General features: G+C 50.6%; 7 protein-coding genes. 4 read left to right on the top strand and 3 right to left on the bottom strand.

What is annotated here, in order from left to right; translation table 11 throughout:
• Nucleotides 1–170: 170 nt before the first annotated feature.
• Genes VK958_RS10285 through pdeM form a run of 4 tightly spaced genes read left to right on the top strand, consistent with a single transcriptional unit; the run spans nt 171 to nt 6,524 of the window.
• Nucleotides 171–1,292, top strand: a complete 1,122-nt coding sequence (locus tag VK958_RS10285; RefSeq protein WP_325241092.1) for a ligase-associated DNA damage response exonuclease — start codon at nt 171–173, stop codon at nt 1,290–1,292.
• Nucleotides 1,289–3,052, top strand: coding sequence for an ATP-dependent DNA ligase (locus VK958_RS10290; RefSeq protein WP_325241093.1), 1,764 nt, complete (start codon nt 1,289–1,291; stop codon nt 3,050–3,052). The genes VK958_RS10285 and VK958_RS10290 overlap by 4 nt, the downstream gene beginning before the upstream one ends.
• Nucleotides 3,049–5,841 carry a ligase-associated DNA damage response DEXH box helicase gene (locus VK958_RS10295; RefSeq protein ID WP_325241094.1) on the top strand — a complete coding sequence of 931 codons (2,793 nt, stop codon included), beginning with the start codon at nt 3,049–3,051 and terminating at the stop codon, nt 5,839–5,841. The genes VK958_RS10290 and VK958_RS10295 overlap by 4 nt, the downstream gene beginning before the upstream one ends.
• Before the next feature lie 17 nt (nt 5,842–5,858).
• Nucleotides 5,859–6,524, top strand: coding sequence for a ligase-associated DNA damage response endonuclease PdeM (gene pdeM, locus VK958_RS10300; protein WP_325241095.1), 666 nt, complete (start codon nt 5,859–5,861; stop codon nt 6,522–6,524).
• 220 nt (nt 6,525–6,744) lie between these two features.
• Here the strand turns inward: pdeM and VK958_RS10305 are convergent, their stop codons facing one another.
• From VK958_RS10305 to VK958_RS10315, 3 genes are all read right to left on the bottom strand, one after another.
• Entirely contained in the window at nt 6,745–7,293 is a 549-nt protein-coding gene (locus VK958_RS10305) for a GAF domain-containing protein (RefSeq protein ID WP_325241096.1), read from the bottom strand.
• Between the two features lie 269 nt (nt 7,294–7,562).
• The gene (locus VK958_RS10310) at nt 7,563–10,118 is read right to left on the bottom strand and encodes a bifunctional diguanylate cyclase/phosphodiesterase (RefSeq protein ID WP_325241097.1); all 2,556 of its coding nucleotides are present in this window, start codon (nt 10,116–10,118) and stop codon (nt 7,563–7,565) included.
• Nucleotides 10,119–10,451: 333 nt separating this feature from the next.
• On the bottom strand, nt 10,452–12,479 hold the full coding sequence (locus tag VK958_RS10315) for a hybrid sensor histidine kinase/response regulator (RefSeq protein ID WP_325241098.1): 2,028 nt from the start codon (nt 12,477–12,479) through the stop codon (nt 10,452–10,454).
• Between the last annotated feature and the right edge of the window lie 261 nt (nt 12,480–12,740).

The raw sequence follows: 12,740 nt of genomic DNA on the forward strand, positions 1-12,740 counted from the left end.
GCGCTCAGTCAGTCTTTAAATCAATGATTAATCTAACAATCTATTTGTTGTTTATACCTCAAGACTGGGATTTCTAATGTTTGGTTTTTTATTCGGCATGCAGAATGAAATTGTATTAGTACTGTCATATCCCCATATTTAATCATCCGGATAGCGTTGGATTTAACCTCATGGAACTTGTGGTAGCCCGTCCCGAAGGCTTGTATTGCCCACCCGGCGACTTTTACATTGACCCCTGGCGGCAAGTAGAACGCGCCGTCATCACGCACGGCCATGGCGATCACGCGCGCACTGGTCACTCGCATTACCTGGCTGCGGCGGCTGGTGAAGGCATCCTGCGCAAACGGCTGGGTGAAGATATTAACCTGCTGACGCTGGAATATGGCGAAGCCATCAATCATCATGGTGTGAAGCTGAGCCTGCATCCCGCCGGACATGTGCTGGGTTCTGCCCAGGTGAGGCTGGAATACAAAGGTGAAGTATGGGTAGCTTCAGGCGATTACAAAGTGGAACCTGACGGCACCTGCGCGCCGTTTGAAAGCGTGCGCTGCCATACCTTTATTACCGAATCGACATTTGGCCTGCCGATTTACAAATGGCAGCCGCAGGATGAAATTTTTGCCGACATCAACCAATGGTGGCAAAGCAATGCCGACAACAATCGTGCCAGCGTGCTGTTTTGCTACGCTTTCGGTAAAGCGCAACGCTTACTCTCCGGGCTTAACCCGCACATTGGCCCTATCCTGGTCCATGGCGCGGTCGAGCCGTTAAACAAAGTTTATCGTGAAGCGGGTGTCAACCTGCCTGCTACCAAATATGTCGGCGACATGCAGGACAAATCACTGATAGGCAAAAGTATCGTGCTGGCGCCGCCTTCGGCACAAGGCACACCGTGGATCAAACGCTTTGGTGATTATTCGGATGCGTTTGCCAGCGGCTGGATGCAGTTACGCGGCACTCGCCGACGCCGTGGTGTAGACCGCGGTTTTATTATGTCTGATCATGCAGACTGGCCTGGTTTGCAAACTGCGATACAAGCCACAGGCGCAGAACGCGTATTTGTCACGCATGGGCAGGTGCACCCAATGGTGCGCTGGTTATGCGAGCAAGGCCTGGATGCGCAAGGGTTTGTCACCGAGTATGGGGAAGAAGCGGCTGAAGCGGAAAGCGACCTGTCACCTGAATCTTCAGCAACCGCCTCAGCGCCGGAAGCAGCTTTACCACCCGAAGCCGAGCTGCCGCCTGAGACTGAAGGCAGCGACCCTATGAATATTGCAAAGGCGACCGTTTGAAAGCGTTTGCCGACTTATATAGCAGGCTGGATGCCACCACCAGCAGCAATGCCAAACTGGCTGCCTTACGCGATTATTTCCTGGTAGCCTCTCCTGCCGACGCAGCCTGGGCTGTGTATTTCCTCGCTGGCGGCCGTCCCCGCCAACTGGTCCCTACCAAGCTTTTGCGTGCATTGACGCTGACAGTATCCGGCCTTCCGGAATGGTTGTTCGAGGAAAGCTATCATGCGGTGGGCGACCTGGCGGAAACCATGGCGTTGCTGTTACCTGAATCCGCGCATACGTCAGAAGAAGGTTTGGCCACGTGGATAGAAAACAAACTACTCCCGCTGCGTGGCCTGGCGCCAGACGTGTTGACCCTGCAATTGACACCGTTATTGCAGCAACTGGATCAGCGCAGCAAGCTGGTCTGCATCAAACTGATCACCGGCAGTTTCCGCGTTGGTGTTTCGAAACTGCTGGTCACGCGTGCCTTGTCTGCGGTGGCAGACATAGATGCAAAACGCATTGCCCAGCGCCTGGTTGGCTATACCGACCTTGCAGCCCGCCCGACTGCAGAGCATTATTTAAAACTGGTTGCGCCAGTGAATGCAGAGGGTGACGAGCGTAGCGAAGGCCAGCCTTACCCGTTTTTCCTCGCGCATCCTTTACAGTTGCCGACTGACGAATTTGAAACTGCGATTGGCAGCCCGCAAGACTGGTTAGTGGAGTGGAAATGGGACGGCATCCGCGCGCAGCTGGTCAAACGCGACGGCCAGCTATGGGTGTGGTCGCGCGGTGAGGAACTGGTGACTGACCGTTTCCCCGAATTGAATGTGCTGGCCGATGCACTGCCGGATGGCACGGTGATCGATGGCGAGTTGGTGGTCTGGAAACATGCGCCTGCACCTGATATAGAAGTTGACCCAGAGCAGATAAAAGATCAAATCGCCGACCAGCCTTTGCCCAAAAGGACACAAGGACAGGTTCAACCATTTGCCCTACTGCAACAACGCATAGGCCGTAAAACGTTAACTATCAAAATCCTTGAAAACCTGCCGGTGGTGATCCTGGCTTATGACCTGCTGGAATGGCAGGGTGAGGATTGGCGCGAACAACCGCAATCCGCCCGCCGCGAACTGCTGGAGAAGGTTGTTCTGACCTGCGACCAGCCGCAATTGCAACTATCGCCTCTAGTCACGGGTGACAGCTGGCAAGACCTGGACCGCCAACGCGAAGCCTCGCGTAGACTGGGTGTGGAAGGCTTTATGCTCAAACGCAAGGATGCGCAATATGGCATTGGCCGGACCAAAGATGTAGGCGTGTGGTGGAAGTGGAAGATAGAACCTTACACCGCAGATGCTGTACTTATTTACGCGCAGACCGGCCATGGCCGCCGCGCCAGCCTGTATACCGATTATACATTTGCCGTGTGGGATAGTGACCAGGGTAATCCAGAACGGAAACTGGTGCCATTTGCCAAAGCCTATTCCGGCCTCACCGATGCCGAAATGCGTGAGGTGGATGCGATTATCCGTAAAACCACGGTTGAAAAATTTGGCCCGGTGCGCAGCGTAAAACCGACCCTGGTATTCGAGTTAGGCTTTGAAGGTATTTCTTTAAGCGGACGCCATAAAAGCGGCATTGCGGTACGCTTCCCGCGTATGCTGCGCTGGCGGCAGGATAAGCCGGTGGCAGAAGCCGACACACTACAGACCTTGCAGGCATTGTTGCCACAAGTTTCACGCCCTGAAACTAAAGAAGAAGCGGCTTTGCCATGACCCTGGAAGCTAACGCAGAGTTGACGCTGAGGCCCGATGATGCCAGTGAAAAGCCAAAACGTAGTGCTTTCCAGTTAAGCCGGCAATGGTTTTCTGAACATCAATGGCAGCCGTTTCCATTCCAGCAGCAAGTATGGCAAGCGGTCGCGCGAGGTCAATCCGGCCTGTTGCACGCGACTACTGGTGCCGGTAAAACCTATGCAGTATGGATGGCGGCGATTGAGCGTTTCGCTCTAAAAAAACCGAAGGCATCTAACCATTCAGAGACTACTACCGAAAAACCTGCCAAACGAAAAGTGGTGATGCAGCCGCTGACCGTGTTATGGATCACGCCCATGCGTGCCCTGGCCGCCGATACCGAGCGTGCATTAATTGCGCCAGTGAATGAATTAAACCTTGATTGGAGCATCGGTTTACGTACTGGCGACACCAATAGTGCCGAGCGTTCACGGCAATCCAAACGCCTGCCGACCGCGCTGATCACCACGCCGGAAAGCCTGACCCTGTTACTGACGCGGCCCGATGCAGCCGACACTTTTGCCGGCCTGAAAATGGTCGTGGTGGATGAGTGGCATGAGTTGATCGGCAACAAACGTGGTGTGCAGTTGCAACTGGCCCTGGCGAGGCTGCGACGCTGGCAGCCAGCATTAATTACCTGGGGATTATCAGCAACGCTGGGTAATTTGCAGCATGCCATGGATGTGCTGATTCCCGACGTATCGACTATAGGTAAATCTGATCCAGGCGCACCCAGTCGAGAACAATCAAAACCAGTATTAGTACAAGGCAAGCTGGCGAAGCATTTGGTGATCGACACCTTGTTACCGCCTGGCATTGAGCGTTTCCCCTGGGCCGGACATTTGGGTTTGCGTATGCTACCGCAGGTGGTTGAACAGATCGAATCCAGCCCGAATAGCCTGATTTTTACCAATACCCGTTCGCAATGCGAAATCTGGTACCAGGCCTTGCTTGAAGCGCGGCCGGATTGGGCGGGGTTGATTGCGCTGCATCACGGCTCGCTGGACAGGAATGTACGTGAATGGGTAGAAAACGGCCTGAAAGATGGCACGCTCAAGGCGGTGGTCTGTACCTCCAGCCTGGATCTGGGCGTGGATTTCCTGCCGGTGGAACGTGTATTACAGATCGGTTCGCCCAAGGGCGTTGCACGACTGATGCAACGGGCAGGTCGTTCCGGCCATGCGCCCGGACGCGCTTCGCGCCTGACCGTGGTGCCTACGCATAGCCTGGAGCTGATCGAATCGGTAGCCGCGCAGGATGCAATCGCCGCACGCAATGTAGAGCCGCGTGAATCCCCGCAAAAACCCCTGGACGTATTGGTGCAGCACCTGGTGACAATTGCACTGGGCGGTGGCTTTACCGAGGACGATTTGCTGACGGAAGTGCGCAGTTGTTATGCATACCGTCATTTAACCGATGAGGAATGGCGCTGGGCGCTCGCGTTTGTGCGGCACGGCGGCGAATCACTGACTGCTTACCCGGATTACCGCCGCGCAATCCCAGACGAGAACGGCCTCTGGCATGTACCGGATGCGCAGTTAGCGCGACGTCATCGCATGAGTGTAGGCACCATCGTTAGTGACTCCAGCATGGTAGTTAAATTCTGGAGCAAGGGGGCATCAGGTAAAAGTTTAGGCTCGGTGGAAGAGAACTTTATTGCCCGGCTCAAACCCGGTGACCACTTCCTGTTCGGGGGACGCCTGCTGGAACTGGTACGCGTGCATGAAATGACTGCTTTTGTGAGTAAAGCCACCGGTAAAAAGGCCGCTGTTCCACGCTGGAATGGGGGGCGCCTGCCGCTTTCGACCGAGCTTGCCAATGCGATGGTAGCGCGTATGGATGCGGCGGCGCACGGCCATTTTGACGGCCCGGAAATGCAGATGATCAAGCCTTTGTTGCAGGTACAAAGTAACTGGTCCGCGTTGCCGACCAATGCAAACTTGCTGGCCGAAGCCATGCATTCGCGCGAAGGCTGGCATTTGTTCCTTTACCCTTATGCCGGGCGCAGCGTTCACTTGGGTTTAGCCAGCTTACTGGCCTGGCGTGCCGGCAAGCACCAGCCGAACACATTCTCCATCGCTGTGAATGATTATGGCTTGGAATTGCTTTCCGCCACGCCGGTGGATTGGGATACCGTGTTAACAAAAGATATGTTCACAACCGACGATCTGCTACCGGACGTGATCGGCAGCCTGAATGCGGGCGAGCTGGCACAAAGACGTTTCCGCGAAATCGCACGTATTTCCGGCCTGGTGTTTGCCGGTTTTCCCGGCGCACATAAAAGCGCCAGGCAAGTGCAGGCCTCCTCCAGCCTGTTTTTCGATGTATTTCGCAAATACGATCCCAATAATTTATTGCTGACACAAGCGCAGGAAGAAGTGCTGCAACAGGAGCTGGAGATGGCGCGCTTGTCCGCCACCTTGCAACATCTGCAAGGCAAGCAAATACAATTAATGCATATCAAAAGGCCAACACCGTTTGCCTTTCCTTTACTGGTCGAACGCTTCCGCGAAAGCAGCAGCTCGGAAAAACTGGCTGACCGCATTTCACGTATGGTCGCTGACCTGGAGAAAGCCGCAGGTGCTGGTGGCTATATCCCGGAAGAAACCGTCAATGCACAGGCAAAGTTTAATGTGCAGGAGAAAGTGACTAAAAAACGTGAGCGTGTACGCAAAACCGGCTTGCCTATGGAACCAGATAATGAAACTAGAACGAATCCAAAACGACGCCGCACTGGCATTATTCCGCCTAAAGCGCGACACGGATTTTGAGAAAATTTACGTAATAAATGAATAGTGAACTACCTTTAAACATTCGTTCTACGAATTTGCTGTTGCTAGCCGACAAAGCTATCTACTGGCCGCAGCAAAAGGCGCTATTGATCGCGGACGCGCATTTCGGCAAGGCAGCGGCCTATCGCGCATTAGGTCAGCCAGTTCCGCAAGGCACGACAACCCAAAACCTGCAACGTCTGAACGCGTTGCTGTCTGTTTATCCGACCAAACAACTGATTTTCCTGGGGGATTTCCTGCATGCACCCAAGTCGCATGCACCGGCCACTTTGACTGCTTTACGCCAGTGGCGCGCGCAGCATCCATCCATGCAGTGTCTCCTGGTGCGCGGCAATCATGACAAAAATGCCGGCGACCCGCCAGCAGACTTAAATATTGAAACAGTGGATGAGCCTTACCTGATTGGCGATTTGGCGTTGCAACATATTCCCGCACCTCATCCTACACATCATGTCATTGCCGGGCATATACACCCTACTTTCCGCTTGGTCGGCAAAGGTCGGCAACGTTTGATTTTGCCATGCTTTCATCACCAGCTCCATATGACTTTACTCCCCTCTTTCGGTGACTTTACCGGTGGATATGTGATGGAGAATAATGCCGACGCTTTCATTTGTGTCACAGATAGTGAATGCGTATGGCCAGTAACCGCGCAATCCTGAAACAGGATCAAAAAAGAGCTGTACTCAAAAATCCGAGTACATGTAGTCATAATATCTAACGGTTGAGCCAGGCGAGAGTAAGAAGTGTGACTTAGCCACAGGTTATATATAGTTATTCAGGATGGAATTAAAGGAATCACAGAATAGTTGCCCTATTAACCGTGATTGAACTGGTGATTAGTCAGCGTAGCAGATTGAATGCAGAGCGTTGGTGATTAAGCTAAATAGGCTCATCCATATTATGAACTGTTAATTTATTCAACTCTTGCAGGGAAATTCTTCTCGCAAGCAAAGCTTTCGTTGTAATGTTTGCCAGACCAGTCAATACCTGCTTCTGCATGTCATTCAGTGCATTTGGTTTAGTATCAATCACACACACAGAACCAATCTTTTCCCCTAACGGCAGGGCAATCGGCGCACCCGCATAGAAAACAATATTTGGATGGCCTGTGACCAGCGGGTTATCAAGAAAACGGCTATCTTTGGTTGCATCTTTGATCTCCATCACACTATTTTCGCGGATGGTATGCGAACAAAAAGCCAGTTCACGACTGGTTTCCCTGACGCCTTCTAACCCAACCTGTGCCTTGAACCATTGTCGTTCACTATCTACCAGGCTGATCAGGGCGATTGGCATCCCGCAAACCTGGGAAGCCAGCAATGCAATGGCATCAAAAACAGCCTCGTAAGGGGAGTCTAAGATAAGCAGTTTACGTAAGGCCGAAATACGATCAGGTTCGCTAAACTGCTCTTCATGGTGACTGACCATAACAACCTTTATTACTGAATTATAAACATCAGAGTGTACTATTGTTTATCGTTGTTTCAAACAAAAACAATGGATAGAAAAAGGATACACCTGGAGCGAATTCAACTTTTTCCAAAGCGAACAAACATCATGCAAGATATAAAACATCAATAAATATCAATGCATTACAAAAATTCAATCGTTAACTACCGGTTAACTGCACTTATTAACGATCAAGCTTTTTGTCAATACGCTTCAACCTGCCAACATCAAACTGCAACGGCAAACGGTTAACTTTTCCTCGCCAAAAGCCATGCCTCAAAATCCGGCTGCGGTAAAGGTTTTGAGTAAAAGTAACCCTGGATGTAATCGCAGCCCATGCTGTTCAATAGTGCCAATTGCGCCTCGGTTTCCACGCCTTCTGCAATCACTTTCAGGCCAAGCTTATGCGCCATCATGATGATGGCTTCTACCAGCGGGAAATCGGTGGATTCAGCGGCGATATTGGTGATGAAAGTACGGTCTATTTTCAGGTAATCGACATCGATACGTTTGATGTATGCCAGCGAAGAATAACCGGTGCCAAAATCATCGATGGCGACTTCTATCCCCGCTTCGCGAAAACGCATGAGTTGTTTGGCCGTTTTTTGGGAAGCGTCCAGCAACACGCCCTCGGTAATTTCGACACACAGGCAATTGCTGGTATCGGCTGTAGAATCAAGCAAGGTGAACCATCTATCGAAATAAGTAGTGTTTTTAAATTGCGTAGGCGATAAATTGACGCTGATCTGGAAATCGGGGTGAAATCGGGTGCGCCATTTGAGAACCTGCGCCAGGCTCTCGATCAATACCCAGCTGCCTATTTCATGGATCAGGCCGGTTTCTTCAGCCAGAGGGATAAACTCGGCCGGGCTGACCATACCCAAGCTACAGTGTTGCCAGCGGATCAGCGCTTCGGCCTTGGTCACGTTGCCGGTTTTAAGATCGACCACCGGCTGATAATAAATCTGGAACTCGTTATTCAGCAAAGCATGACGCAATTCACGCTTTTGTTCGGTACGACGGTTCGCCAGCAATTGCATTTCCTGGGTGTAAAAAGAATACTGGTTGCGGCCTGATTTTTTGGCTTCGTACATCGCCTGGTCGGCATTTTTAATCAGGCTGGAGGCATCCGTGGCATCGTCCGGATAGACGGTGACGCCGATGCTGGCTGAAATATAAGTGGCATGTGTATCGACCATGATTGGCGCCTGCAACAACTCAAGAATCGAAGTCGCGACCCTGATGGCGGTTTGATACTCGCGCACATCCACCAGAGTCACCGTGAACTCATCGCCACCCAGACGGGAAGTGCAGTCAGTCACCCGGATCACTTCATTGAGCCGCCGCGCGACTTCGATCAATAATTGGTCACCGCCCTGATGACCGAGGGCGTCATTGACTTCCTTGAAACCATCGAGGTCCAGGTAAAGCAGGATCACTTTGGTGCCCAGGCGATTGGCGCGTAAAACCTCTTGCTGCAAACGTTCCTGAAACAGGCGGCGGTTGGGCAAGTGCGTCAGTGCATCGTAATTGGCTTCATACCAGATGCGTTCTTCATGTTTCTTTTTTTCGGTGATATCGGAAAACAGCACTACCCGCCTGAACGGCCGGCCCTTGTCATCGTTGGTGGTATTCACGGTGACCCAGTTGATGTATTCTTCGCCGGTTTTTTTAATGCCGCATATCTCTCCTCGCCATGAACCGTTTTCATGAAGGTCTTTGCGGATAGCATCATAAAAATCCTGGTCATGCCGTGGCGAGCCGAAGGTGACAGGATGATGGCCGACCACTTCCGCAGAGGTATACCCGGATATCTTGGTAAATGCAGGATTAGTTGCGATGATGATGCCATTGATATCCAGCACCAGCATGGCTTCGCTGGTATTTTTAAAGATAGAGTCCGATAGTCGCAACTCTTCTGCGGTGCGGTGGCGCTCAATGGCGATGCGGGCCAGGTTAGAAAGGTATTCCAGTTGTTCAATATCTGCGGCCGAAGGCGTTTTCGGGGTTTTGTGATAAATCCCGAAGGTGCCCACCACGTCATTGTGATCCACAATAATAGGAACTGACCAACAGGAAGCCAGCTCATAATCGGCAGCGAGTTGTTTGTAACCCTCCCAGCGTGGATCGGTCTGGATATTCTCGACAAAGACCGGTTTGCCCTCAAAGGCAGCGGTGCCACACGAGCCTATATTGGGGCCTACTTTTAAATTCTCTATCGCCGCAGAATATCCCGCAGGCAAGCTGGGGGCGACATAGTTTTTCAGGAACTGCTTACTCTTGTCCAGCAACAGGATGGAGCATAAACGTTCAGGATTCTCTTCTTCGACACCACGTACCAGATACGCAAGAATACTTTTCAACGGGGCGTTGTGAGCCACCAGATCCAGCACATGGTTTTTAATATGCTCACGCGTCTCGGCCCGCTTGCGCTCAACGATAGGCCGCACTATCGCGCAATTATATTCCTGGCCACGATACTCAATGTAATTGGAGTTGATCTCAACCGGTAAGGATTGGCCATCTTTTTTGCGGTGCTTGGTTTCAAATGTCCGGGAGCCCAGCGCTTTTAGCCTCTCCAAATGGGCAGCCCAAATTTCAGGCGTGTAACTCAAGTCAATATCGAAAATCTTTAGTTGATAAATCTCTTCTTTGGTATAGCCAAGCGCTGTGTAAGCGGCTTCATTCACATAAACAATGTCGCCGGCCGCGTTAATCCAGGTGATCCAGTCTTGAATTTTATTCAATGAAAACTGTGAAAGTAAAGCAAAGTCCAAAAAGTCTTCATCATGGGCAACTGGCATGGCAAATCCTCCCAACGTGAAATGTCTGCTGGCTGCAGATCTCTGTTTTAGCAGCCTGCAGCAGCCATATTTTACTAGACAATATTTACTTCAATATAGTTGTGGAAATTAAACTGGCAAATGCCATGCCCTAACGCAAGCTCGGGAAGCAGACCCGTCTATCGAATCCATCTTTATGTTGATTGAAATTGAAATCATGGATTGTTCTCACAATGATAGACCATGACTCTTTAACTGCTTAAACAGGATTTTCTTTATGCTTAAAAGGTATTTATTGAAAAAATGGAGAAGTTGATGGCAAATAATAGTGAATAATGTTCAAACCTGGTTTTATTACTCTGATGTCAGCGTCGAAGTCGCTTTATCTGCGGCTTCATTGATCAGCTTGATCAGCACTTCAAAATCCACCGGCTTGACCAGATGGTGATCAAACCCTGCCAGGAATGCAGCCTTTTTATCCTCTTCCCTGCCATAGCCGGTGACCGCAATCAACGTGGCATGCGCCATTGCTTTATTGGCTTTGATACGTTGCGCCAGTTCGTAACCATCCATTTTTGGCAAGCCGATATCCAGCACACAGATCAACGGCAACGTTGACTCTATCAGCTTGAGCGCTTGCAGGGAGTCATGTTCAACCAGGACTTCATGACCATAGAGCTCAATAAAAGAAGCTAATGTGGTAGCCGCATCTATATTGTCATCCACCACCAGTACGGATATTTTCTTCTCTTGTTTTAATTCAACTGCGTTCATATCATTCTCTCGCAACACTTTTTCCTTCCACAAAGGCAAGGTAATCTTGAACTCGCTTCCCTTGTTCAACCCTTCACTGAAACAGCTGACAGTACCATCATGTAATTTCAGCATGCTTTTCACTAGCGCCAAACCTATCCCCAGCCCGCCCTGGGAACGGTCTGCGCTGCGTTTTGCCTGGGCAAACAATTCGAATATCGACGCTTGCTCTTCGGGCAGGATGCCTATGCCATTATCTGAAACGGTAATAATCACACCACCATTTTCGATACCCATGGTGAGTTTGATCCGGCCGTTATCTTGAATATATTTGGCAGAGTTGTTGAGGACATTGGAAACGATTTGTACCAGCCGCTTGTGGTCGCCCAGCACGATGGCAGGCTCTGGGGTTAATTCGACAACAAGTTCATGCTGTTTGGACTCAATCAGCGGACGCACTTGCTCTAACGAGCTTGCAATGACTGCCGCCATATCTTGGGGCAATTTTTCGATGCTCACTAATCCGCGCGTCACTCGTGAGACATCTAATAAATCATCCACCAGCCCAACCATGTGCTTTACCTGACGCTCAATGATCTGGCTCGACTTGCGTACCCGCGACTCTTCAAAATTGCTATGTATCATGATCTGGGTCGCGGCACTGATCGGGGCCAATGGGTTTCTTAACTCATGCGCCAGCATCGCCAGGAATTCATCCTTGCGTAAATCCGCCTCTTGCAAGGCCTCTTTGCTTTGTTTAAGCATTTCTTGCGTGTTATGGCTTTCGGTCACGTCACGCGTAGTCCCCGCCACAGCGACCACCTCGCCAGTGCTGTCAAACACCGGGGCAAATATATAGTCATAGACCCTGCGGCCAAAAGTGCCTTTAAAAGCCACTTCCCCACGAATAGGCTTTTTAGTGGAGCGTACAACATCGATTTCCTTATGATGCATGTCCGCATGCCAATCCTCGTAACCCAATTCCCTGAGGGTCTTGCCAACGATTTGCTCAAATGGCCGCCCCAGCATTTGCACCAGGCCCTCATTTGCATATGAAAAGCGTGGCTCTGGTTCAGAAAAATCAAAGTTGTAAATCAAGTCTGGCGTGGCAGAGAGAATGGTTTCGTATAACTGGGTTAATGTTTCAGCCTTGTTTGAAATCAGCGTTTTTTGAAGTTGCAACTGTTGAAGTGCTTCCGACTCTTCTGCCAGCTTTGACTCAAGCGCTTTGCATTCCTGAATTTCTATACAGCTACCGATAAATCCCGTGAAAACGCCTGCATTAGAATAGCTGGGTGCTCCTTTATCGGCTATCCAACAATAATTGCCGTCAGCACGCTTTAAACGGTATTCAATGGAAAAAGATTGATGGGATTCAAATGCCCGGGTGATCGTGGCCAGGCATTGCCCAAGATCATCCGGATGGACGCTGGCAGCCCAGCTTTCGTGTCCAGCCTGCGCCTGCTTGCCATTGGTAAAATCGCGCCAACGTTTATTAAACCAACTGAACTGGCGATCAATGCCTGACATCCATATCATCACCGGAGCAAACTCTGCATACGCGCGAAATCCCACCGCGGTATTATCGGGATCAAATGAGATAGCTTTGGAAGTTGTAGTCTGCTGCATCACCGCTCTTATTTATAACGCTTCAATCAAATCCAATCGAATTCAGCGTGGATAGTACAAGATAATTGTGGTGAAATGTTGAGTTGCATCGCCATTCTAGAGGCCGCCATTTCTTCACACATCCAGTTACCTGCATCCAATGCGTGCAATTGGCCCAAGATAAATTACCGGCTTGTTGGTAATCATATACCGCAGTTTTTATGCGACATAGCTTGTGTGAAAATAGTTTAAAGAATTTGCAACGCAGGAGAAAGCCGGCAG

This window comes from Methylophilus sp., assembly GCF_035460085.1.
GTDB lineage: Bacteria > Pseudomonadota > Gammaproteobacteria > Burkholderiales > Methylophilaceae > Methylophilus.

What these genes read in the sequence shown, in the direction of transcription:
- VK958_RS10295 (WP_325241094.1), top strand. Translation starts at nt 3,049, where the DNA reads ATGACCCTGGAAGCTAACGCAGAGTTGACGCTGAGGCCCGATGATGCC.
- VK958_RS10315 (WP_325241098.1), bottom strand. Translation starts at nt 12,479, where the DNA reads ATGCAGCAGACTACAACTTCCAAAGCTATCTCATTTGATCCCGATAAT.
- VK958_RS10285 (WP_325241092.1), top strand. Translation starts at nt 171, where the DNA reads ATGGAACTTGTGGTAGCCCGTCCCGAAGGCTTGTATTGCCCACCCGGC.
- pdeM (WP_325241095.1), top strand. Translation starts at nt 5,859, where the DNA reads ATGAATAGTGAACTACCTTTAAACATTCGTTCTACGAATTTGCTGTTG.
- VK958_RS10305 (WP_325241096.1), bottom strand. Translation starts at nt 7,293, where the DNA reads ATGGTCAGTCACCATGAAGAGCAGTTTAGCGAACCTGATCGTATTTCG.
- VK958_RS10310 (WP_325241097.1), bottom strand. Translation starts at nt 10,118, where the DNA reads ATGCCAGTTGCCCATGATGAAGACTTTTTGGACTTTGCTTTACTTTCA.